Origin of the sequence: Methanosalsum zhilinae DSM 4017 (assembly GCF_000217995.1) — an archaeon.
In the GTDB taxonomy this organism is placed as follows: Archaea; Halobacteriota; Methanosarcinia; order Methanosarcinales; family Methanosarcinaceae; genus Methanosalsum; species Methanosalsum zhilinae.
Genome location: NC_015676.1, coordinates 225,951 through 250,511 on the forward strand (window position 1 = coordinate 225,951; position 24,561 = coordinate 250,511).

The following is a 24,561-nucleotide window of genomic DNA, read 5'->3' on the forward strand; positions in this document are numbered from 1 at the left end:
ATCAGATTCTAATCTACATCTTCAGGTTTAATATCCTGAAAGATCAATAGTTTGAATAAAATATCCATTGGTTCTGATATCTCCGAATTTGCATATTCCTGCTGAAATATGGTAGATCGGTTTTTGAGATATTATTGCATTCTCATTTTAAGCTGTAATCTACATGATAAATCTATTATTGGTTCATATTTAATTCTAAGTTCCTTTTTATGTTCAATAAATGCTTATTTTTTGAAAATAAGATTAATTTTGGGCGTAAAATACTTTTAATACGAATCAGTTATTCCGATATTTGTGTGGTTCAAGTTCAGGGAAGGTGGTATCAATAAGTGAAATCTGCGATACGGGAGAGATATCTTAGCAACATCAACTGCGACAGAAAACTGTTGCAGGCTGATCGAGAAAAAGGCAAGACTGAGATGTAGCCATGTACATAACATGGGTAATGAGAGTAATGCCGGAGGTGTTTGTATATGAAGAAAATGTTTAAAATGACACTTGCAGTACTGCTGGTCCTTATTGCAGCAGCCGGTACTGCTGCAGCAATAGATGGCGAGGTTCCCCAGGCCCAGGACGATTTCGAGGATGACCTGATGGATCCTGAAGATATGCTGGGGGATGAAGAAATCCCTGAACAGCCTGGCTTTGGTGTAATAGTTGCCATCATGGGATTGTTTGCAGCAGCAGTACCGGCTGCACTCAGGCGCCGTTAAGGTCAGCCTGGACAGAACTGCCAGATGAAAAGTCAAATATAAATCCTACCCCCGTCCCTCCTTTTTTTGTGGGCTGAACAGACCGGTCAGTTTTTCCAAAGTTTACTGACTGGCTCTTTTTTTAATACCATTCAGTAACCATCAATTAGCATTTTCACCTGCGCATCAAATTCACTGCGATTTTGCCAGAACTATTTTGTTGAACTAAGAATGCTGCTCATTTTGTACCTATCGTCGAACAGGCCTGAAAATATGCTGCAGAAAGAAACTCTGCGGTTTATGCTTATTTGCAGATCCTTATTGATGTATATCCCACCTCAAAAAATCACAGATCATAATCCAATTTGCAACTTTACTGTTAGTCCTATTTTTTTGCTTCCTGTACCCATTTTGAATAAGTTAAAATAAAGCTGAAAAGATGAATATAGGTTAATTTATGACTCTTATTCAATTTATACAAAATAATCTGCATGATAACGTTATTATGGGTAATATTTCAATCAATAAACCTTCTATAAGTATATTTAGGCACATGTCGATAAAAATAACGTTTTTTAACGCTAAAAATGACAAAATAAGCTCAAATAGACCACAAAAGATTTAAAAATCGACCTAATAAATGGATACATTGCAAATCCAATATGACGGGATTAGGAGGGTGAAGATGTCCTTTCGGTAGCAGACATCTGTGACCGGAAGATCAGATTGCGCCTCCAGGCGCTTTAAAATCATATTTTAATCTCACCAAAACTCCGAAACGCAACCACATAAAAACGAAAATAAAACAAAACTATTCCCAAAAAATAACGGAGGAAAAATTAAAAATGAGAAAATTAGCAATCACACTGGTTGCCCTGATGCTCATGTCACTGTTTGCAGTCGGCGCCGCCACAGCAAACAACGACGATTACGTCGACGAACTTGAGATCAGAGGACCGGTATGGGACTTTACATTAACTATAGAAGAAGTTGATGCTCCAAACAACAATACAACTTTGAAAACATTTGGTGATTGGAGAGATCTTAAAATAGATTCGGACACATTCAATACTAGTGCAAATTTTAATGTCTCCGGTGAACTGTTTTCAGGAACTGAGTTAGATGCAGCGCAAGTGGAAAATAATGTGACAAACATGACACTTGTCGCAGATGCACAGAACTTCGCTGGCTTTTGGTATGATATAGATGATGGTCTTTCCAGTGAGACTCTGACACTTTATGTCAACAAAACTAGCGGTGACAGGACACTTGATGATGACGACTCAGATGTTCTTGTCTATGAATCAAATGTACAGGGTGTAAATGCTACATTTGAATTTAATGGGAATGTATACCAATATCCAAAAATTGGATTCCTTGCAGAAGAATATGTACCTGTTGAGTCAGATGGACCCCTTGTAGAATATGATGGACAAGGTGTCTTCGGTGATGTAGACAAACTGAGCAGACTTCTCATGGACACTGATGACAGCTGGACTCTCAGAGTTGGTGAGACTCTGGATCTTGAAGATGGCTACGCCATTGAACCACAGCAGATTGATGTTGAAGGTGATAAGGTATGGCTTGAACTCACAAAAGATGGAGAGTACGTTGATGATGAAATCATTGATGTAAGTGATAGCAACGACACTACCTGGTTCTATGATCAGACAGTACTTGACGAAGATGATGTCGTTACACTTGCAATAAGTGTAGATCAGGTCTTCCAGGGAACTGTTGACAGTCTTGTTGTCATTGAGGGTGTATGGCAGATTGCTGATGATGGTCTAGAAATTGAAACTGATGACACATTTGGAAACATGGCAATTGAATCTACATCTGATGCCCAAATAATAATGGAACTTGACTCTTCCATAACACTTAGACATGATACTACAAGAAATGTCATGGAAGATCTCAAGTTCAGAATGGCTGATGACAGTGATGTCCTCAGATTTTATCTGATGCAGGAAGTCACAGAACCTGGAATTCATGAGGTAAGAGGTACTGTAGTTGACTTAGAGAAAGATGGTGGCTACTATCAAGATGCTGTAAGCTGGACTGCAACTGGATTTGATGTTCCAGACCTTGAGGAAGGTGTAGCTCCTGAAGGATTCTCATTTGCAGGATTCTATTACGACCTTGATGACAACCTGCACTCAGAAATGCTTACAATAGTTGAAGTTGAACGGTCACTGAGTGACACAAGCGCAAGCGATAATCCTGGCATTGAATATTACAGCCAGCCACAGATAGTAGAATCAACTTTTGACTTTGATGGTGAAGAGCGCTACTATCCAAAGATCGGATTCCTTGCAGAGGAATACGTGCCTGTTTCAGATGAACTGCTGACAACTGAAGAAGCTGAACTGGAAGGAACATCTGTAGACAAACTGAGCAAACTGCTCATGGACACAGATGACAGCTGGACTCTCAGAGTCGGTCAGACACTGGACCTTGAAGATGGCTATGCCATAACACCACAGCAGATTGATGTTGACGGTGACAAGGTCTGGCTTGAACTGACCAAGGACGGTGAATATGTTGATGATCAGATAATTGAGGTTGGAGATGAATCCACCTGGTTCTATGATCAGACAGTCCTTGATGAGGAAGATGTTACAACACTTGCAATAGATGTTGATCAGGTCTTCCAGGGAACTGTTGACAGCCTTGTAGTAATTGAAGGTGCCTGGCAGATTGCAGACGATGGTATGGAACTTGAAACAGACGACGCATTCGGCAAGATGGTAGTAGAGAGTGCAGATGACAATATTGTAATGACACTTGACACATCACTCACACTCAGAGCCGACAGCACACAGCATCTGATGGGCGACATCTACTTTAGAGTCTCTGATTATTCAGACTTTGAAACAGATGCAAGATTCTACCCATTCGTTGAGAGAACAGTCGGCGAACCTGTGGAGCCTGTTGAGGAAGAGCCTGTAGCATCCTTTACAGCAAACCCAACAAGTGGTGCTGCACCACTGGAAGTGGCATTCACTGATCAGTCAGAATATGCAGTTGACTACAGCTGGGACTTTGGAGACGGTGAGACCTCAACCGAGGCAAGTCCAACCCATACCTATGAAGAAATTGGTACCTACACTGTCACACTGACAGTTTCCAATGAAATAGGTGAGGATACTGCAGAGACCACAATCTCAGTCACAGAGGAAGAGATCCTTCCACCGGTAGCTGCCTTTGATGCACAGCCACTGGAAGGAGAAGTTCCACTGACTGTGACATTCACTGATCAGTCAGAGAATGCAGTAGCCTATGAATGGGACTTTGGAGATGGCACAACCTCAACCGATGCAACTCCAACCCATACCTATGAAGAGGCAGGCGAGTACACTGTTACACTGACCGTTGAAAACGAACTCGGTGAGACAGATACTGCCCAGACCACCATCACTGCAACTGAACCAGAGCCAACACCAGGCTTTGAAGCAATCTTTGCAATTGCAGGAATTCTGGCAGTCGCCTTCCTTGCAAGAAGGTACAGAAAATAAGTTAAAAATGTCAGGATTGGATAATGATCCTGTAAAGAGAAGGGTATAACATTATAAACCCTTCTCTAATGCTATTTTTTTAAAATAATCTGTTTTTAAATTCTAAAATCATGCGCATTTTAGTTTCTGACTTAAATTTCTAATTAAACATCTTTTATCCAGTATTCCAGTACATCTACCAAAAACACAACATTATATATAATGCATTAAAGTACTGATATCAGTTCAAATATTGCCAAATCTGTACATGGAATCTTTTATCCAGATGATAGTTTCAGAACATAATCACTATCTATCGAACTCATCAAATTCAATTTTATCTGCAACACAAACTCCAAAATTTGAAACTTTCTGCAATTTTGTAAGATTCGACAATTTCCAAACAGAATTCTGATCATCATCTTGAGTATAAATACAAAACCCCAAAAATACGTCTTTTGCCGTAAAAATAATCGTTATTTGTCTCCAAAATCCGGGAAAAATCTCCAAAGAGACCACAAAAGATTTAATAACCAAATGTGAATCTTTGAAAGATAATCCAATATGACGGGATTAGGAGGGTGATGATGTCATCCAGGCAATAACCCGAAAAATATTGCCAGGATTTATGATTGCACCACAGTGTGCAACAGATCATATTTTTCATCTCACCAAAACCACACACACAACAACAAAACAAAAAACGAAACTATTCCCACAAAAAAAGGAGGATAAAAAATATGAGAAAATTAGCAATCACACTGGTTGCCCTGATGCTCATGTCAGTGTTTGCAGTTGGCGCTGCCACAGCAAACGACGACAAACTAGAGATCAGAGGACCGGTATTAGATTTTGAAACTGATATTATGGACAATTTTGCTGATTGGAGAGGTAATGACTCTTTATGGCAGAATGGAGTTAATTATGAAAATGCATCTTTTGTCATGAATGCAAGTAACTTTGCAGGATTCTGGTATGACTTGAGTGAAGATGATTCAAGTGAAACAATTACTCTGAATGTAAATGCCACCACTGGTGAAAGACAGTTAAAAGATGAAACTGATTCACTGGTATATGTTTCAGAACCTGTAGAAAATATTGAACCGTCTTTCACCTTTAAAAAAGATGGATATAATTTCAACTATTCCAAGATCGGATTCCTTGCAGAGGAATACGTACTCATTGACGCTGATGATGTAAGCAAACTGTCCAAGCTTCTAATGGACACTGATTCAAGCTACACTCTCAGAACAGGACAGACATTCGAACTTGATGAGGGCTATGCTATCACACCACTGCAGATCGATGTAGATGGTAACAAGGTTTGGCTTGAGTTGACTAAAGACGGTGAGTTTGTTGATGACAAAATCATTGATGTTGGCAGCAATGCAGGCACAGAAGACAAAACCTGGTTTTATGATCAGACAGTCCTGGATGAGGAAGATGTAATCACTCTTGCAATCCATGTTGAACAGGTCTTCCAGGGAACTGTTGACAGCCTTGTTGTAATCGAGGGTATCTGGCAGATTGCAGACGATGGTCTGGAATTGGAAACAGATGATTCATTTGGAAAGATGGAAATAACAAGTCTTGAAGATGCAATTGAAATGAAACTTGCTTCATCCATCACACTGAGAAAAGACAGCACACAGCACCTTATGGAAGATCTCTACTTCAGAGTTGCAGATTCTGATGCACTCAGATTCTATCTCATGAAAGAGATAACAGAACCTGGCACCTATGAGGTTAGAGGTACTGTTGTTAATGAATCTGGTACATTTAACTGGACTGCAACAGGTACAAACGTGCCTGGTATGGGTCTCAGTGTAACACCTGGATATTCATTTGCTGGATTTTTCTACGATCTGAATGAAAACCTTCACTCAGAGATGCTTTCAGTAGCTGCAACCGATGGTAGAAACTTAGCTGAAGCTGTTGATGCTGTTAAGTATTACAGTACAATTCAGTATCCAATAGATCCAGCTTTTGAATTTAAAGAAGAAGATGGCAGTGATTTTGTTTACTCCAAGATCGGATTCATGGCAGAGGAGTATGTACCTATAGTCAATGAATCTGCTGACAAGCTATCCAAGCTTCTAATGGACTCTGACACAAGATACACCCTACGTACAGGTCAGACACTTGAGTTTGATGAAGGCTATGCAATCACACCACAGCAGATCGATGTTGATGGTAACAAGGTCTGGCTTGAGCTCACAAAAGACGGCGAGTATGTTGATGACAAGATCATTGATGTAAGCAAACCTGGAGCATACAACAAAACCTGGTTCTATGATCAGACAGTCCTTGATGAAGATGATGTAATCACACTTGCAATTCATGTCGAACAGGTCTTCCAGGGAACTGTTGATAGTCTTGTTGTTATCGAAGGTATCTGGCAGATTTCAGACGATGGTATTGAACTTGAAGCTGGGGATACCTATGGCAAGATGGAAATCGACAATGTTTCAGGCGACACCATAGAAATGGCTCTTGATTCATCCATAACACTTAGAAGAGACAGCACACAGCATCTGATGGGTGAAATTTACTTCCGTGTTGCAGATTCAACCGATGTCAGATTCTACCCATTCGTGGAGAGAACTGTTGGTGAACCAGTAGCTCCAGAGCCTGAGCCAGAGCCTGAGCCAGAACCTGAGCCAGAGCCTGAGCCAGAGCCTGAACCAGAGCCTGAACCAGAGCCTGAACCAGAGCCTGAGCCAGAGCCTGAGCCAGAGCCTGAGCCAACACCTGGATTTGAAGCAATCTTTGCCATTGCCGGACTTCTGGCAGTTGCATACTTTGCAAGAAAACTTTAAACTGAATAAGTAAGTTCTGAAGGGATTGATTCAAATCCCTTTCAGTTTTCTTTTTTTTGTGACTTTTCTGCGGATCACATTTTTACTGTTATATTGTTATTCTGGCAGTTTTTGAACAATTTTTAGTATCATCAGCCTGTTTTTCGATAGTTTCAAATACATTGATTGATATTCTATCTCAGAAACTAATATCCTCAAAAATGGAGGGATGAATTTAATGAAAATGAAACTTTTACTGATATCACTTGCAGTTGCTGCGGTTTTGATTGGAAGTGGATGTCTTGATGCAGATAATGGGTCAGAGCTTGAAGGAATGAGTCCTGCTGACCTGGTGGTGGTTGAGAATCCGCCACATGAACTGGTATACCTGGGAAGTCCTGATGTCTCTGCTGAGAGCATAGCAGATAGCTATGTGGATGTAAATGGAATAGTGGAGGCTGCCAGAGGGATTTATCAGAACGGTAACAATCTGGATGTTCAGCTGACAGTTGTGGAGATGGAGGATCGCCGGTCTGCAGAGAACTTTGTTGAAGAGTACAAGGCAACCTATCCTGAACTCAGGAACATAGACAGATTCACTGAGGAGACCATCAACGACCAGACAGTCACCAGGATCAACAAATCCACACTAACAGGTGGAGAACGTGTTGAACGGTTTGTCTATGTCTGGAACAATCACAATTTTGTGATCCTTGTTGAAGGAAACACAGATGATCATACTGTACTCAGAGATTTTAGTAAATCCACAGGATACTGATAATGTATCCTGAATCCTATTTTTTCCCACGCAGATGAAACGTTTTCTGGGACACCAGCACCTGTTAGTGCGGTTCATCAGCTTATACGCGCTGGGTCTGATACTCTTTTTCACAAGCTGGACTACAAGTTACTACCTTTTACCGGAAGGACTGCTCAGCGGCATGGGGATACTTCCCACTCTTGCAGGAGATAGTGCAGCAGATACACTGGCTAGCGAATTTGCCACAATATTTCTCCTGAACATGGCAGGTTTTTCCCTGATCCTTATTGGCAACTATGTTCTGCGGGTTGGATACTTTGGATTCGGAGGACTGGTGCCACTGGCCTGGATGGTTCTGTACGGGGTAACCCTTGGCACCAATTCATTTGGTATTCCAATGGCAGAGCCCATGGCACCGTCAATTGCAGTATTTGGCAGAAGCGGTCTGTATGAGATGATGGCAGCGGTACTGCTGGCAGTATCCACCAGCACCATCTCTGCAAATTACTCTGAGAACTTCAGGTCATCATCGGTACCTGTACCGAAATCAGAACGCAAGATGGATCGTGAGCACTGGATTGGTGCTGTGATTGCAATCCTGCTGCTGGCACTGGCTGCAATGCGGGAAGCCTACATGATTGTAAATCTCTAAGGACAGAGGATCACAGATTGATCAGTATCTCAAGGATGACCAGTACCTGAAGTCCCATTATCATCGGGATGCCCAGGCTGAACCTTTTATGCAGGGTCTTGTGGCGAAATGTACGCATCCCTGCATATATGCCAGGGCCTGCACCTGCAATGGCAAGGCTGAAAAAGGTCTTTTCAGAAATGCGTCTCTCTTTCATAACAGCCTTCTTTTTATCCAGTCCCATCAGATACAGTCCAGCTGCGTTGATGAACACCAGATAGGTCAGAACAATTAGAAGTAATTCCATGACCATTTATTATACATGTACCTATTTGAATGTTACAGAAAAACAGACACTCTGGACCATAAACCTTTTATAGAATTCGATACAATCATTTAATATCACCTCCCCCTTTCCCACTTTTTTTAAGATTCCTGAACAGATAGCTTAAAGTATGCCCAAGCATTACGATTATTGATAATTAGTCAATTTATCCTACATTCTATGAAATGCGGCATGCTCATACAGGGTAGTCTGTTTTTTTTAGCTATGCTATTGAAAAAAGTTTATTAGAAGCTTTGAAATTGACTCCCTGACTGATTAATTATGCTAAAGCCAGAGTGGCAGAACCGGGAGGTAAATTCATGTCATTTAGGCCAGATTCAGATATTGTCTTTGAAACTTTCTGATTTCGCTTTGAAACAGTTATTTCCAGCCCAATTATTATTACATCTTTTTTAATCTGCAAATGCACTTTCAACTTCACCGGGGAGCGCAGATCACTCTTACTTATTCCAAATTTCTTAGACGCATCCAATATTTCAATGCCTGCAAACTCGTTTTTTTCATTTACATCAAGTATGATATCATCCATTATAAATGAAGATTTATAACTCCTGTTCTTTGGGAAAGCATAGAAGCTATCATTCACAAAATCATAATCATACTGATCTTTTTCATGCAAAGTTTCCTCTTTAATCATTATTTTTCCCTCCCCGAGGATTCTTATGGAAAATATGTAATTAATGATATCACATGATGCCAATAAGATTTTGGTATAATTAATATGTTAACGATCAAAACATTAAAGAACAGAAAAAAAAGATGAAGAGACCTGAGATCTCTTCATTTCACAAGCAGAGTGCCCTTGCCTTTAATATTCACATCGCCTGTGAACTTGCGGTAGGTTTCACCCTCAAATTCCTCGGTTCCGTCTTCACGATATACCGGCAGCATCTCTTCAAGATTGCCCTTGATCACTATCATGCCTTTTTTCATCTCGCCGGCAGCCATGGTGGTATTGCCTCCGATGACAATTGTTCCGCCACTGTTGGAAAGGCCTGGTAGAAGACCTGCATTACCGGTAATGATGATCTCACCACCGGACATGTGCTCTCCTACATAGTCCAGAGCATTCCCGTTGACCACAATTTTGCCGCCACTCATGCCTTTTTCTTCGCCGCGGTATCCACTGCCAACATAGTACTTTGCATTGCCATTGACAGTAATTTCACCGCCCTTCATCTCGCATCCAACCCAGCTGTCAGCATGGCCGTTGATGGTAATCTTACCGCCTGTCATAGAACAGCCACAGTGCATATCCACATTACCGTTGATCACGATCTCTCCAGCACTCATGTGCTGACCGATTCTCTTAATTCTTGACAGATCACCGTTAATCTCGATTCTCACATTCTCTGCACTGTCACTGCCGTCAGCCACAACTTCGAAGATATCTCCAAGAAATACCTGGGTATTTCCATACCAGAGTGGAATCTGTTCAATATCCCGCTCAGAGCGTCCTGCAAAGTTATCAGGGCTGATGGTATCAGCCTCTATTGGAACCCTGTTTTTTTCCCGAAGGGTAAGTGTAACTGTCTGCATAATCAGTTCACCTCCGTTGTAATCTCAACTGGATGGGGCAGGTAATCGTCCTCCACCATGTAATTGGCAATGCCCACAGTATAGTACCTGCGGAAATTGTTCTTTATATCCTTCATGGCAGCTTCCTGTACTTCACCTTTCACACAACCTGCTGCATTGACCCAGTAGGTCCTGCCGGCAGGTGTTGCAACGATCTCTCCGTCCTGCACAACAACGTTACCTCTCTTGATGGTGCATGAAGTTGCAGAGAATGCCTTCTTGAGTTTCTCGTGTTCTGTACCAGGATCAACCTGGCCTGGAATCATGTCATATATTGCAATATCTGCATCAGCACCGACTCCCAGGTGTCCGATGTTATCCATGGAGAACATCTTTGACTGGATACCTCTGGTCAGGATTGCCAGCTCATAGAAATCAAGTTCCCTGTCAATACCAGGCAGTACCATTCGATCAACTGCAAGATCCGGCAGGCTCTCGATTATCTGCTGCCTCTTCTTTGCACTCATGAGAAGTGCATAGGCTTCAGGATAGTTAACAAAGGAACCACCGTTTGGACTGTCGGTTGTGAACATGACCTTCCATGGATCCTCAACCATGAGTGCCAGTTCAAGTCCAATTGCCCACTGGACTGCATTGACAAAGCTCTTTGGAGAATACTCAATTGGTACAACACCTGCACCATCTTCAAGTTCCACATCCTTGTTACTCCATTTTGCATGCAGCATGCGTGCATTGGAATATTCCAGTGGTCCATCGGCTGTCATTGTCATTGCAGGACCGAATATAACCTGGCCCATGTCAAATGTCAGGTGATCTGCACTATTGATATAATCAGTTATCTGGGGAGTTGCACTCTCAAATTCCCTCCATGAATTTCCTCCGTATGAATGGAACTGAAGGTGTGCCAGGTGCAGTGCCTGTCTGTCCCTTGTGGTCTTTACACTCTCCATTAGTTTCATGGTTTCAATGGTTGTTTCATAGTTGCCAGGCTTACCAAGGTTGTTACAGTGTACATGCACGGAGTGGGGCAGTCTTAGTGCTTCGTTTGCTTCTGCCAGCCCAAGCAGTATCTGGCGTGGAGTTACATCAAAGTCAGGGACCACATCGTCTACTGAGTTAACGTTCTTACCCCAGCCCCATGCTTCTCCTCCTCCCGGATTTACTATTTTGATTCCAAAACCACGGCTTGCCTTCAGACCCCATGCAATGTAGGCTGCAAGCTTCTCTGGCTCCTGATCACGTACATAGTTCATGACATGCCAGTTGTTTCCAAAAAGTGTCAGACCCCATTTGTCCAGGATCGGTATGGATTCAAATTCTTCATGGGTATGCCTGGCAGACAGCATTGAAATTGCAGCTTCTGAAAGAGTGGTATATCCAAGCTTGGAGTACCTGTATCCCAGAGCAAAGGTGTTTGGTGTATTGTACCCGGACTGTGCCCTTGTATAGAGTGTTGGCTCCTGCAATCCCGATAGTCCAGGCACAGGGTTCATTCTCATATCATGGGGGCTCATCAATCGACCTACATTGATCTTGCCTGCACAGTGGGTGTGCCCGTCAATTGCACCTGCCATTGTGAGCCTGCCACCTGCATCAATCACCTTTGCATCGGATGATACACTTTCTACAATCTTTCCATCCTTTACAGCCAGATCCATATTTTCACAGTTAATTCCGTTAACAGGATCACATACAGCTGCATTTTTGATAATAAGTTCAGACATTTCAAGCACCTCCCTTGATCTCCCGCACCTTCTCAATGAGATCTGTTACAATCTCCTCATCAGATTTGAAAGTGGTATCAATCAGTTTCTTCATTCTAAGCGGGATACTGTCCATTCTGTAGGCAGTACCCTCTACTTCAACACCTACAACAGCAGCAGGGATTACTACATCTGCCAGCTCAGTGGTTGCATTATGATATGGGTCAATCTGTATCAGCGGGATTTGTGCAAGGCACCTGACAGCTTCCTGGGCAAAGTGTGCGCCAGGATCTCCAGCTGCAATAAGAGCAGAGTCCACATCACCCCTTAGCAGCACATCACTGGCACCAGTCTCTCCTGGATTATAGTATGCCAGCTTGCGATTGAAGTCAATTGCATTGGGATAACCGGTCTCCCAGTTTGCAACCTGTCCAAAACCGGTAACATTGTAATGACCTCTCATTGGTATCATTACTGATTTTGAGTACTGGTTCAGGTCATAGAGCAGTGCTGAAACTGCAGCTCCGTTCTTGTACTTGGATCTTGACTGGGTAGTACCCATTCCATAGAAGATACAGCTAAACTTTGCTTCCTTGAGCATGGTGGCAAGTTCAATGATCTCCTCCTTTGGAATACCAGCAACTTCCGCAGGAATCACATCTTCATTTTCATTGATGACTGAACGGATGGCACAAAGAAGCATATAATCTCCTCCAGGCTCAACCTGCACATATTTATCTGCAAGCTTTGCAGTATCAGTTTCCCTTACATCAACCACTGCAATATTTCTGGCCTTTCTTCCCTTCTTTGTGAAGAATCCCCTTGCATATGTGGAATATCTGCTCATATGCCTTGGATGGGCATGAACCGGATTGCACCCCCAGAATACAACAAGATCTGCACGGTTTTTTACCTGGCCAAGGGATGCAGCAGGGGATCCTTTCTCATGTACTGCAAGTACAGTTGGACCATGGCATACATTTGCAGTGGAATCTATTAGTGCACCAGTCTCCTCAGCAAGCTGAATTGCCTTGCTGACAGCTTCACAGGAAGTTGAAGCCCAGCCGTACGAGAGGTTTCTTTTTGAATTTGCAAGAATTTCAGCAGCTTTTTCAATGGCTTCCTCATAGCTAACTTCCACAAGTTCTCCATCCTTGCGAATCATAGGTGATTCAATTCTATCATGCAGGCATACTCCTGCGATCTTGTTGTGCCCCAGAATGCATGCTCTCTGGATATCTGTGATCACATTGTCCTCGACCTTTACAGTAAGATCGTCACACAGTGATCCGCAGAAGGGACATACAACATCTGTAATTACTTTCATTATACTCTATCTCCTTACTGACAGTATGTTCTCATGAGTGATTTCATATCAAGTGGTTCCTTATCACTTTTCTCGATCTGTGATGGTATTCCCTTAAATCCTGGCATACCGCATCCATGGGTATCAGGATCGACCACAGCATTTGCCCACGGGCCCATAGGGATAAATGCAATTCCCCTGGGATTTCCGCTGTTTGCTTTTGCTTTTACAATAACTTCTCCGTGTTCATTACTGACCTTCAGGCACTCACCCTCAGATACTCCCAGCTGGCTGAGGTCTTCGGGATTGAGTTCGCAGTATGCACATTCCTCAAAATACCTTGGACTGGTCTTATATTCAAGATAAGACCCCTGGTAAGCAGTTCTTCCAGTTATAAGGTTTGCTTCCAATTTCATTGATATACCTCTGTAGATAATTTCAGAATAAAGTGAAATATTCAAGGCAACTTCCACGTACCTGTCATCTGGTATATGGAATTGTTTCCAATACATAAAAATCCGTCTGTTGCAGACCCGGATCATTTCCTGCAGGCATAAGCTTAGTATCGGCACCTGCTTGCATGTATTGGATATAGGCTATCCTCTAAATTAGATTGCAGTTTATTTGATAACATTTGTAATATATAGTTATCCATTGACAGGGATGGAATATATGAAGACAGACAGTACCATAGACTGGATATCTAATCATATACTGAAAATCAATCGATATACTTTAATATATCTATGTACCTTTAAGACTCCTGCTATAGCCCGGATAGCCTAGTCGGTTGGGGCGCCAGACTCATAGGGAAATAAGATATGAGCGTCCAAATCTCCTGAGATATCTGGAGGTCGCGTGTTCGAGTCACGCTCCGGGCATACTATTTTCTATAAACATTTATAATCAATTAAAATATTTGTTCTGAAGTTGCATACTATAATATCTACAGTTCATATGGCCGGAATATGGGAACTAACAAAACTAAAGTTCATGTAAACAGTATTGGAATGGAACTGGTTAAGATCTCTCCTGGAAGGTTCCTGATGGGGTCTGAATTCGAGGTGGATGAAAGTCCTGTTCATGAGAAGACCATCCCCCACCCCTTTTATCTTGGAAGATATCCAGTAACACAGATCCAGTGGAGTGAACTGATGCATGATAATCCTGCATACTTTAAAGGTGCCACCAATCCTGTAGATCAAGTATCATGGTATGATGTTCAGGAGTTTGTTGAGAGACTCAATTCTGCCGAGGGTACTGATAAATACAGTTTACCATCAGAAGCTGAATGGGAATATGCGTGCAGGGCAGGTAGTAATACCAGGTTTTCATTTGGTGATGATGAAAAGCTTCTTGGAGAGTATTGCTGGTATGACTCAAATTCATACTCTAAATCGCAACCTGTAGGCAGAAAGAGGAGCAATGACTGGGGATTGTATGACATGCATGGTAACCTCTGGGAATGGTGTCAGGACAGGTGGCATGATACTTATAATGGTGCTCCAATGTATAATGAGCCATGGAGTGAGGGCCATTCAGAAGGACGTGTGATACGAGGAGGGTGCTGGCACAGTTTTCCAGATTATTGCAGGTCATCCAAGAGATACTGTATAGAGCCTGGAGAACGACATTATAGTCTGGGGTTTCGCATATTGAGGCGAGTATGACCTATTTTTGTGAACTACCCCGAAGCTAAATACTTCTTGGCTTCCTGTTTCATCCCTTGAACCATTGTTCACAAGTCCACAGGCTCTTCCCCTTGTTCCGAGGGTGCTTATATTCCTATTAAGTTCTGCTCTTGAAGAGCGAATTTCTTAATATTGATAGAGGCATTTATGTCCCTATCATTATTAGTATTACATTCCGGGCATTTCCATTTTCTGTCTGCTAATGTCATGGAACTGTTATAGTAGCCATAAACGTTGCAGATTTTTGTACTTGGCTCGAATCTTGCGATGCGCAGAACTGTTTTTGCGTACCATTCTGCCTTATATTCGAGTTTTGTTATGAAGGAACTCCATGATGCATCAGCTATGTGTTGAGCCAGATAATGATTTTTCAACATACCGGAGACATTGAGGGTATCTACTGCTACGGCTTGGTTCTCGCTAACGAGCTTTGTTGAAACCTTATGCTGGAAGTCGTGTCTCTGATTGCTTATTTTTTCATGGAGCCTGGCTACTTGTTGACGAGATTTATTTCTGTTATTTGAGCCTTTCTGTTTTCGAGATAGGCGTTTTGAAAGAACTTTAAGCCTCTTCATGGAGTTTTTAAGGTGTCCTGGATTGTCGATTTTATCACCATTAGAAGTGATAGCAAACTCCTTGATACCTACATCTACTCCTACGGTATCGTTTACGGAGAAATCCGATTTTTCTGGAAATTCCTGATTGTCGTCTACAAGGATACTAATGTAATATTTTTACCTGCCGGTACACACGAGTTCTTAATTTTAATGGCATTTGATGGGTACACACATCGGCATGATTTTAGCACGATTCAAAATTTTCGTAACATTTATTATGATTGTTTGTGTTAAGATGTTGTGATCAACATGAAATATAGTTATAGACCTATTATATGTTCTGTTTTTGCTGTCCTTTTAGTGGTTCTCTGTATATCCGGCTGTCTAGGGGACAATGGTGATACAGAGCAAAATGGTATTGAAGGTTCTCATGAAAGTGTGTTGCGTATAGCTCAAACGTTTGGTCCATCACATTCCCTGGATCCTGCGTCTGATTGGGTCGGATGGTATGTAAGACAGGCTGGTATCTATGAGACGCTGTTCAGTTATGATGAGAATATGGAACTTGTACCCGAGCTGGCTACAGGGTATGAAGCAATAGATGAGGTAACATGGGAGGTTCGATTAAGGGATGATGTAAAATTCCATGACGGTACTCCAATGGATGCGGATGCCGTAGTATATTCCATTGAAAGGGTAATGAATCCTGATAATAGGCGTAGTAGCCAATATCGCTTTATCGAGGATGTGTATGCTGTGGATAATTATACTGTACATATAGTTACACAAAAAGCTTATGCACCGACTATTGCAAGTTTAACTGACCCTATAGTTTCCATAGTAAATCCCAATGTAGATAATCTTGCAGGCAATCCTTCAGGAACGGGTCCATTCATCTACTCTTCGTTTAATCCTGATATCAGACTTGAAGTGAAGAAGAACGAGAATTACTGGGGTGATCTGGCACGTGTGGATAGGGTAGTGATAGAGTATGTGAGCGACCCGTTGACCCGGGCATTGAAAATCGAAGGCAGGGATGTGCATATTGCTGACAGTATACCCCCATCTGAGGTTGCAAGGCTGGACGCTCGTCCACACTTAAAAATGGTCAATGAGGAAACTATGAGGACTGCGTTCATGTACGTCAACACAAATAAGGAGCCACTTGATGATGTGCGTGTAAGACAGGCTATAAGCCATGCTATCAACAGAGAACAGGTGGTCAATGCGGCACTTGAAGGATTTGGAGGCAGTCCTGCAATAGGTATGTTCCCATCCAATTTCATGTGGTCAGCTAATGATGAAATTGAACCTTACCACCATGATACTGATAAGGCACTGGAGTTGCTCAGTGAGGCAGGTATTGAGGATACTACAGGAGATGGTAGGTTAGAATATAATGGGGAACCGTTCACCATTGATATCAAGACATATTCGGCACGTCCTGAACTTCGACCTGCAGCGGAAGTGATGGCCATTCAGCTCAAATCGATAGGTATTGAGAGTAAGGCAGTGACACTTGAAAGTGGCGCACTTAGCGCTGATATGAATAATGGTAACTATGACCTTGCACTCTATGCCTGGGGTATAGCTCCAACAGGTGACCCTGACTATTTCCTGACACAACATTTCGAATCAGGCAATACTTATGCTGAATGGACGGGGTACTCTAACCCGGATGTGGACGAGTGGTTAAGTATTGCAAGGACCGATCCTGATGAGAACGTGAGGATGGAGTATTATAATAAGGTTCAGAAACAGGTTCATGAGGACTGTCCCCAACTGTTCGTATTCTATTACAAAAAGACAGTAGGACTTGCAGATGAAGTTGATGGATTCGTGTTATATCCAAACGAGATAACGGTCCTAACGAACAATATTGGTATCTGACAAGTTTAGAGGAGTTTTGATCTTAATGGATGTTAAGAAACAGATACAGGATTATTGGGACTGGAGAAGCACGAGTTATATCAATGGTGTGACCGGTCTTGAAGGAGAAGAAAGGGAACTCTGGAAACAGGCCCTTTCTCTCCATTTAGGTGAAGGCAGGCTAAAGATCCTGGATGTGGGTACAGGCCGGGGTTTCCTTGCATTGTTATTGGCTGAGATGGGACATGAGGTCACAGCAGTTGATATTTCACAATCAATGGTAGACAGGGCAGAGAAGGAAGCAGAAAGTAGAGGGCTGGATGTAACTTTTTCAAAATGTGATGCTGAGGATCTGCCATTTGATGACGGGATGTTTGATGTTGTAGTGAACAAATATCTTCTATGGACTCTGCCCAACCCTGATAAGGCTTTAAGTGAATGGAACCGGGTACTATCGCCTGAAAATGGTAAGGTGATTGCAATTGATGGCAACTGGTTCGACCCTGCTCCCACTAAAAGAGTAAAGAGATGGTTAAGCAAGCTTGTGAAAAATATTGGTGTCAGGGACAGGAAGACCAGTTATACCAGTTCTAACAGGTTTGATCAGCATTATTCAGGGTTCAATGATTCCTTACCTCTATACCTTGATGTAAGACCTGAAAGCGTTACTCCGTTATTCCTGCAGGCAGGATTTGATGATGTAAAATTCAGTGAATTGAAAGAGATACATGAATATAACTTAAGACAATTACATCCCGTTTTACGCATACTGAATACTGACTCTGTATTTCTGGTTGCTGCTAATAAAATATCTATAAGGAAATAGACAGCATGCTAAATTACGTACTGCGAAGGATATTGTTCTTGATACCGACCCTTCTTCTAGTTTCGGTGTTGAGCTTTTCTATCATCCATTTCGCGCCTGGGGATCCTGCAGAACTCTTAATGACAGGTCCTGATGGCATTGCTGATCCTGTGGCAGTCAAGGAGTTCAGTGAGAAGATGGGCTTTGATAGGCCTTTTCATGTGCAGTACGGTATCTGGTTGAAACAGGTGATATCAGGAGACCTTGGATATTCTTACATGACAGGTCAGCCGGTTGCAGAAGCCATTACACATAAATTTGCAGCAACTTTCAAGCTAGCTGTACTGAGCATGTTCTTTGCATTGCTCATCGCTGTTCCTGGTGGAATTATTGCTGCACTTGGCAGAGATACATGGAAAGATGATATCAGCAGATTCATTTCATTGATAGGTGTCTCTGTACCCAATTTCTGGCAGAGCTATATCATGATACTGGTATTTGCCCTGATTCTGGACATGTTTCCAGTTGGAGGTTATGGGGAAAGTGGTGAGCTGAAATTCATGATATTACCGGCGATAACTCTGGGAACTGCTTCTGCAGCTGTCCTGATGAGATTGGTAAGGTCAAGTTTGCTGGATGTTCTTGATCAGGACTATATCAGGGCAGCAAGGGCACGTGGTATACCTGAACACATCATAATTGGAAAATATGGATTAAAGAATGCGTTCATTCCGGTAATTACCATGCTGGGCTTAAGTTTTGGATACCTGCTAAATGGCTCTGTGGTTGTGGAAACGGTTTTCGCATGGCCGGGTATAGGTAACCTGATGGTGAATTCCATATATGATAGAGATTATCCGATGATACAGGGTACACTTCTTTTCGTGGCAACTATTTTTGTGGTAGTTAATCTGCTAGTTGATATTTCGTATGCGTATCTTGATCCCAGGTGGAGGTATGATGAGAATAATAGCTAATAGGAGCATGGTAATAGGCATGGTACTGGCAGGTGTCATGGTAATGGTTGCACTGTTTGCACCATGGCTTGCTCCAAATGATCCTCAGGAGTCTAATCTTGATGAGAGATTAGTTGCACCTGAATATTCATTATCCTCGCAATATCCTTTTGGAACAGATCACCTGGGAAGGTGTATATTGAGCCGTGCATTGTTTGCTACAAGGATTAGTCTGTTGATAGGTATATCCGTTATATCCCTGTCACTGGTTACAGGAACTGTTATTGGTGCAGTATCAGGATATTCTGGTGGTGTGGTGGATGAGATCATTATGAGAGTTGTGGATGCATTTCTGTCCTTTCCCGGAATGTTTGTGGCACTTGCTGTGGCTGGTATTTTCGGTGGGTCAATTGTAGGGCTGGTGGTCGCACTTACACTGGTCGAATGGACGGTATTTGCACGGATCAGTCGGGGATCTGTTATATCTGTTAAGAATATGGATTATGTATTAGCTTCCAAGGCTATGGGTGCAGGAAGTGGGCATATATTGAAGTATCATATATTACCAAACATTACTTCACCCCTGCTGGTCATTGCTACCTTAGGTATGGGTTATGTTATACTTGCAGCAGCCAGCCTCAGTTTCCTGGGACTGGGAGTATCCTCATATCCTGAACTTGGAATGATGGTGAGCGATGGCAGATTCTTCTTACAATCAGCACCACATGTAATGTTTTTCCCAGGAATGTTCATTGTAAGCATTGTTCTGGGCTTTAATTTTATTGGTGACGGATTGAGGGACATATTTGATCCCAGGGATACTAAACAAAGATGGAGAGTGTTCTAATTGTTAAAGTTGCGTGACGTGAAGATAAGCTTTCTTTCATCTGAAGGTTTACTGGCACCTGTAGATTCAGTAGATATCGATCTAAAAGAGAAAGAAACATTTACTATTATTGGTGAATCAGGGTGCGGGAAATCTCTTATTGCAAACTCTATACTGGGTCTGCTGCCAAAGGATGCTGAAATATCAGGCCGAATTTATCTTGAGGAAGAGGATCTTCTGTCCCTTCCTGAAAAATCACTAAAGAAGATCAGAGGCAGACGTGTGGGAATGGTATTCCAGAACCCCTCCAGCTCATTGAATCCTGTTTTCACTATGAGGTCACAGCTGGCTGAGATCATGAAATACTCTGGTATGTCGCCAGCACTTCAAAACATGGTAGATCTCATGCAAAAGGTTGGGATAAATGATCCCTTACACAGGCTGGCCCAATATCCTCATCAGCTGAGTGGTGGCTTGAAACAAAGATTTGCTGTGGCCTTTGGTACTGCCAGCGATCCGGATATTTTAATCGCTGATGAGCCTACCACTGGTCTTGATATTACCCTTAAGATGCAGCTGATCGATATGCTAGCACAGTTACATTCCCAGCGCTCGATACTCCTGATAACCCATGATCTTGATGTAGCCTATACCCTGTCGGATAAAATCGGTGTCATGTATGCAGGTGAAATCGTGGAAGTGGCACCAGTATCATCATTTTTTTCAAAACCTCTGCATCCGTATTCCAGGAAATTGATAGAGTCGCATCCGTTACGTGAAATGAAACCCATTCCAGGTAATTCTCCACATATCGCAGAACGGCCACAGGGCTGCAGATTCAGTTCAAGGTGTGAACATGGGGATCTCTGCTGTTGTAGTACACATCCTGAAATGGTGCAGGTGGATGAGGACCGGTTCGTGAGGTGTCTTGCTTATGCTTGAGGTAAAAAATGTCAATAAATCGTACCCTTCTGGAAATTTGTTCAAAAAGAGAAATATAGATGTATTGCAGGACATCTCTTTCAGGATGAGAGGCCAGGAGACTTTATGTATCGTTGGGGAGAGTGGCTGTGGAAAGACTACGCTGGGTAAATGCCTGGTTGGACTTGAAAAGATCGATTCAGGTGTCATCAAGGCAGGTAATGATATTTTGAACAGCAGCATCAGCGGCACCAAGCTCTCTGCTGCAATATCGCGAATACAGATAATTTTCCAGAATCCGGATATGTCACTCAATCCTAAAAAATCAATTTATCAGATATTGGCCGAACCTCTTATACTCCAGAAAAGTCCAAAACAGGAGTTCAAAAAAATCATTGTGGATGCAATAGAATCCGTAGGAATGTATGAAAAACATTTATCCTATTATCCTCATCAGTTAAGCGGAGGTCAGAACCAGAGGATAGCTATAGCTCGTTCGATACTGATGGCTCCTGATATCCTGATAGCTGATGAGGTAACTTCAGCACTCGATGTTTCTGTTCAGGCACATATAGTTCAACTTTTAATGAAGGTCAAAAAAGAAATGAGTATGACACTGATTTTCATATCACATGATCTTGCACTTGTTAAAAGGATTGCTGATAGGGTCATGGTCATGAAAGACGGACGTATAGTTGAACTTGACCACACCTCTGATATTTTCCTGAATCCCAAACACGAGTATACCAGGACACTGGTGGATAACATGAAGAAAGTGTCTTTGATCAGTAACTTTAAACAACTGGAAAAACCTGTTTTAGCTTAATTCAAAAAGGACCTATTCACATGAATTCAAAAATAACCATTCTCTGCCAGCAAGTACATGAGATACTTGCATGTAAAGATAGAATAATTTATGGATTTGCAGATATTGGTGATACAGAGGTGTCTCTGCCATTCTCTGGATTGAAAAAGGGGATAGTTATGGGTACATCTTTAGGCAAAAGTTCGATACAGGAACTACCCCAGGGTATATCCCGGGAATATATTGATGAATGCTATCGAGCTAATGCTGAACTCGACTTGTTAGGAGTGCAGCTAAAAGATATTTTGATAAATGAAGGATATAATGCAATATCACTGACCTCAAGTACTTCTGATTATGATCCTGAAACTTTCAAAACGACATTCTCTCATAAAAGGGCAGCCACAGGAGCAGGTATTGGGTGGATTGGCAAATCCGGGCTGCTAGTTACAAAGGAGCTGGGGTCAGCTTTACGACTGAATACGGTATTGACAGATGCACCACTACCCACAGATCGTGCTCCTGTAACCAGATCTGAATGTGGTGAATGTACTGAATGTATGACAAACTGTCCAGCCGGTGCCATCAAAGGTGTCCAGTGGAACACATCGCTTAACCGTGATGATCTGATTGATGTAAATGATTGCTACAAAGAATGTGTAGATGCAGCTGAAAAGGTCGGGTTCGAGTATCCTCTGTGTGGTAAATGTATTGCAGCATGTCCCTGGACCATTAGGTATACTCAAAGCTAATTTTTAATAAATCAGGCCTGGTAGTCAACCACTCCTCCCATATGAAAGGAGACTCCTGCTCTAAAACTTGAACAGATTGATTACAGTTCCCCTAACTAAAATTTGAGTCTGTATGATTAAAGATAATAGCACTAGCATGTGGGTTGTTGGGGGTGGGGGGAAAAAATGTCAGGCTAGCGCTATTATCACTATATATTATATTTGTGACTGCATATAAGATTATTTCAGGCTGCATGATGTGGATATGAAATGAACTGCTTTTCCTGATAATGTAAATTTGGTAAATATAACTTCAGACCTTTTAGAGGTTACCACAAAATTTATTGCAACTCTCCACATTAAGTGCGACCATGAATAGTAAAGTAGTGATAGTGCTGGTTGCACTGATAGGTGCTGTACTCCTGAGTGGATGTGCAGATGTGGGAATTGATCCCGGAGAAGCGACAGTTGAAAGAGGTGATACCGTATCTTTTGATTATATAGGTATGTATGAAAATGGTACTGTTTTTGATACATCCATTGAGGATGTAGCCATTGAGAATGAGATACATAATCCTCAAAGGCAGTATGAACCAATGACATTTGAGGTCGGGTCTCCTAATATAATTGAAGGTATAAGCACAGGTCTAATCGGCATGACCGAGGGTGAGGAAAAAACCATTACACTCGAGCCGGAAGAGGCCTATGGTCCATATCGAGAAGATATGATAGTACCCATTACAATTGAAGAATATCAGGAAATGACTGGCTCTGATGAACTACCCCAGCCTGGAGATGTTCTCATGACTCAGATGGGCCAATTGCCTGTAAATGATGTGAATGAAACTCATGTGAAACTGGATACCAATCATCCAATGGCTGGAAAGACACTGGTATTTGATGTCACAGTTGTTTCAATTGAGAAAGGTGACGGAAGTGCTGAAGATGTGGATGTAACTCCTGATCTGAATCTTTAATGAAATATAAGCAGTGAGGCTTCTAAATTACCTCACAATCCTTTTTTAATATTTATTGACAAGCTGAATTATTAAGAGTCAGCCCCAGCCAGTTCCAGTTGCTTGATCTTCTTTATTGGTGTTCAGGATACTGTCATAAACATCTGTCCATCCGATCTGGGATCCTGCTGCTACCAGCATTGCCACAGATATGGCTTCTGCGATCTGTTCACTGGTTGCTCCGTATGAAAGTGCTTTTTTTGAATGGAGTTCAGTACAGTGTTCACACCGCATAAGAACAGATGAAGCTACTGCTATGAGTTCTTTTGTTCTGCTGTCAAGTGCACCGTCCTTGAGAATCGAATCACGCATTTCATTGAAAGCTTCAGCGGTTTCAGGTATATTTTTTTCAAGAAAAGACATGCTATTCCTCCGTAAATACCAATGCTTTCCTGTCTGAAATAATCCCCGGTGGATACTGCATCCAAAAATCCAAAAAAGAGTTATATTACCAGGACCATATAATGTCTGTAGGGTAAAAACGTTTTTTGTAAGCATAAATGGGAGGAATAAATAATGAAAGTTTTAGTTACCTATGTTTCTCAGACCGGGAATACCAAAAAGGTTGCAGAGGCAATCTACGATGGGATAGACGAAGATAAACAGATAATGGATATGGGAGAGGCAACAGGGCTTGATGAATATGACCTTACCTTTATAGGATTTCCTATAGTACAGTTCAATGCACCAGAAGATGTGCAGAAATTCTTAACCACCAGCACAGCCGGTAAGGATATAGCTCTGTTCATGACACACGGAGCTCCCGAGGATGCAGGACCGGTATCTGACTGGATATCCACAATAAGGAATCTTGCAAAAGGCGCCAATATTGTGGGTACGTTTAATTGTCAGGGTGAGGTTTCCCAGAAAATAATGGACATGCTCAAAAGTTCCAGTGATCCCCAGATGCAGGCGTTTGCAGACATGTGTGCTTCAGGAAAAGGTCAGCCTGATGAGGCAAAACTGCAGAAGGCACGTGTATTTGCAAAGGATATTATTTCTCAGAAAAAGGCCTGGACTGAATAAGTATTCCAGGTTATTTTTTTATATTTTTGCCATCATAGCAAGCGGATTCTTCTATTGCCAGTTCCAAAATTATTTTATACCAACCA

22 protein-coding genes, 1 tRNA gene and 1 pseudogene are annotated in these 24,561 nt (G+C 42.1%); 16 read left to right on the forward strand and 8 right to left on the reverse strand.

Annotation, left to right across the window (positions count from 1 at the left end; translation table 11 throughout):
• Window positions 1–473 precede the first annotated feature (473 nt).
• From MZHIL_RS01020 to MZHIL_RS01045, 5 genes are all read left to right on the forward strand, one after another.
• On the forward strand, window positions 474–713 hold the full coding sequence (locus MZHIL_RS01020) for a PGF-CTERM sorting domain-containing protein (RefSeq protein WP_013897513.1): 240 nt from the start codon (window positions 474–476) through the stop codon (window positions 711–713).
• 824 nt (window positions 714–1,537) lie between these two features.
• Complete coding sequence (locus tag MZHIL_RS01025; RefSeq protein ID WP_013897515.1) at window positions 1,538–4,210, forward strand: S-layer protein domain-containing protein; 2,673 nt, start codon at window positions 1,538–1,540, stop codon at window positions 4,208–4,210.
• 719 nt (window positions 4,211–4,929) lie between these two features.
• Entirely contained in the window at window positions 4,930–7,008 is a 2,079-nt protein-coding gene (locus MZHIL_RS01035; protein WP_013897516.1) for an S-layer protein domain-containing protein, read from the forward strand.
• Window positions 7,009–7,225: 217 nt separating this feature from the next.
• Window positions 7,226–7,765: a hypothetical protein gene (locus MZHIL_RS01040; protein WP_013897517.1), complete on the forward strand. Its 540-nt coding sequence runs from the start codon at window positions 7,226–7,228 to the stop codon at window positions 7,763–7,765.
• 34 nt (window positions 7,766–7,799) lie between these two features.
• A complete protein-coding gene (locus MZHIL_RS01045) occupies window positions 7,800–8,399 on the forward strand; it encodes a hypothetical protein (protein ID WP_157209607.1) in 600 nt (199 codons plus the stop codon).
• Window positions 8,400–8,409: 10 nt separating this feature from the next.
• Here MZHIL_RS01045 and MZHIL_RS01050 read toward each other — a convergent pair whose 3' ends face one another.
• The 6 genes from MZHIL_RS01050 to MZHIL_RS01075 form a co-directional block, all read right to left on the reverse strand.
• Window positions 8,410–8,691, reverse strand: a complete 282-nt coding sequence (locus MZHIL_RS01050; RefSeq protein ID WP_013897519.1) for a DUF1294 domain-containing protein — start codon at window positions 8,689–8,691, stop codon at window positions 8,410–8,412.
• Window positions 8,692–8,983: 292 nt separating this feature from the next.
• Complete coding sequence (locus MZHIL_RS01055; protein ID WP_013897520.1) at window positions 8,984–9,361, reverse strand: DUF2283 domain-containing protein; 378 nt, start codon at window positions 9,359–9,361, stop codon at window positions 8,984–8,986.
• A 143-nt stretch (window positions 9,362–9,504) separates the two neighbouring features.
• Window positions 9,505–10,263, reverse strand: coding sequence for a formylmethanofuran dehydrogenase subunit C (locus tag MZHIL_RS01060; RefSeq protein WP_013897521.1), 759 nt, complete (start codon window positions 10,261–10,263; stop codon window positions 9,505–9,507).
• A 2-nt stretch (window positions 10,264–10,265) separates the two neighbouring features.
• Entirely contained in the window at window positions 10,266–11,987 is a 1,722-nt protein-coding gene (locus MZHIL_RS01065) for a formylmethanofuran dehydrogenase subunit A (protein ID WP_013897522.1), read from the reverse strand.
• A gap of 1 nt (window position 11,988) precedes the next feature.
• The gene (locus tag MZHIL_RS01070) at window positions 11,989–13,296 is read right to left on the reverse strand and encodes a formylmethanofuran dehydrogenase subunit B (RefSeq protein WP_342626845.1); all 1,308 of its coding nucleotides are present in this window, start codon (window positions 13,294–13,296) and stop codon (window positions 11,989–11,991) included.
• Window positions 13,297–13,307: 11 nt separating this feature from the next.
• Window positions 13,308–13,688 (reverse strand): molybdopterin dinucleotide binding domain-containing protein, encoded by a 381-nt coding sequence (locus MZHIL_RS01075; protein WP_013897524.1) that lies wholly within the window; start codon window positions 13,686–13,688, stop codon window positions 13,308–13,310.
• Between the two features lie 355 nt (window positions 13,689–14,043).
• Between MZHIL_RS01075 and MZHIL_RS01080 the strand changes: the two genes are divergently transcribed.
• Window positions 14,044–14,153 (forward strand) — tRNA-Met (locus MZHIL_RS01080).
• 87 nt (window positions 14,154–14,240) lie between these two features.
• Entirely contained in the window at window positions 14,241–14,942 is a 702-nt protein-coding gene (locus MZHIL_RS01085) for a formylglycine-generating enzyme family protein (protein ID WP_013897525.1), read from the forward strand.
• Between the two features lie 107 nt (window positions 14,943–15,049).
• Here MZHIL_RS01085 and MZHIL_RS01090 read toward each other — a convergent pair.
• Window positions 15,050–15,697: pseudogene (locus tag MZHIL_RS01090) on the reverse strand (RNA-guided endonuclease TnpB family protein); the annotation flags it as partial.
• Window positions 15,698–15,829: 132 nt separating this feature from the next.
• On the opposite strand from MZHIL_RS01090, the gene MZHIL_RS01095 reads away from it, so the two are divergent.
• The 8 genes from MZHIL_RS01095 to MZHIL_RS01130 all read left to right on the forward strand — a co-directional run bounded on the left by MZHIL_RS01095 (window position 15,830) and on the right by MZHIL_RS01130 (window position 23,410).
• Window positions 15,830–17,410, forward strand: a complete 1,581-nt coding sequence (locus tag MZHIL_RS01095) for an ABC transporter substrate-binding protein (RefSeq protein WP_013897526.1) — start codon at window positions 15,830–15,832, stop codon at window positions 17,408–17,410.
• A gap of 25 nt (window positions 17,411–17,435) precedes the next feature.
• Window positions 17,436–18,215, forward strand: coding sequence for a class I SAM-dependent methyltransferase (locus MZHIL_RS01100; RefSeq protein ID WP_013897527.1), 780 nt, complete (start codon window positions 17,436–17,438; stop codon window positions 18,213–18,215).
• Between the two features lie 5 nt (window positions 18,216–18,220).
• A complete protein-coding gene (gene nikB, locus MZHIL_RS01105; protein ID WP_013897528.1) occupies window positions 18,221–19,171 on the forward strand; it encodes a nickel ABC transporter permease in 951 nt (316 codons plus the stop codon).
• Window positions 19,152–19,997 (forward strand): ABC transporter permease, encoded by an 846-nt coding sequence (locus tag MZHIL_RS01110; RefSeq protein WP_245527550.1) that lies wholly within the window; start codon window positions 19,152–19,154, stop codon window positions 19,995–19,997. Before nikB ends, MZHIL_RS01110 begins: the two co-directional genes overlap by 20 nt.
• Window positions 19,998–20,918 (forward strand): ABC transporter ATP-binding protein, encoded by a 921-nt coding sequence (locus MZHIL_RS01115; RefSeq protein WP_013897530.1) that lies wholly within the window; start codon window positions 19,998–20,000, stop codon window positions 20,916–20,918.
• Window positions 20,911–21,723 (forward strand): ABC transporter ATP-binding protein, encoded by an 813-nt coding sequence (locus MZHIL_RS01120; protein WP_013897531.1) that lies wholly within the window; start codon window positions 20,911–20,913, stop codon window positions 21,721–21,723. The genes MZHIL_RS01115 and MZHIL_RS01120 overlap by 8 nt, the downstream gene beginning before the upstream one ends.
• A 20-nt stretch (window positions 21,724–21,743) precedes the next feature.
• Window positions 21,744–22,454 (forward strand): 4Fe-4S double cluster binding domain-containing protein, encoded by a 711-nt coding sequence (locus tag MZHIL_RS01125; RefSeq protein WP_013897532.1) that lies wholly within the window; start codon window positions 21,744–21,746, stop codon window positions 22,452–22,454.
• 350 nt (window positions 22,455–22,804) lie between these two features.
• Window positions 22,805–23,410, forward strand: coding sequence for an FKBP-type peptidyl-prolyl cis-trans isomerase (locus MZHIL_RS01130; protein WP_013897533.1), 606 nt, complete (start codon window positions 22,805–22,807; stop codon window positions 23,408–23,410).
• Between the two features lie 78 nt (window positions 23,411–23,488).
• Here the strand turns inward: MZHIL_RS01130 and MZHIL_RS01135 are convergent, their stop codons facing one another.
• On the reverse strand, window positions 23,489–23,812 hold the full coding sequence (locus tag MZHIL_RS01135; protein WP_013897534.1) for a carboxymuconolactone decarboxylase family protein: 324 nt from the start codon (window positions 23,810–23,812) through the stop codon (window positions 23,489–23,491).
• Between the two features lie 153 nt (window positions 23,813–23,965).
• Between MZHIL_RS01135 and MZHIL_RS01140 the strand changes: the two genes are divergently transcribed.
• Window positions 23,966–24,475 carry a flavodoxin family protein gene (locus MZHIL_RS01140; protein ID WP_013897535.1) on the forward strand — a complete coding sequence of 170 codons (510 nt, stop codon included), beginning with the start codon at window positions 23,966–23,968 and terminating at the stop codon, window positions 24,473–24,475.
• The last annotated feature ends 86 nt before the right edge of the window (window positions 24,476–24,561 follow it).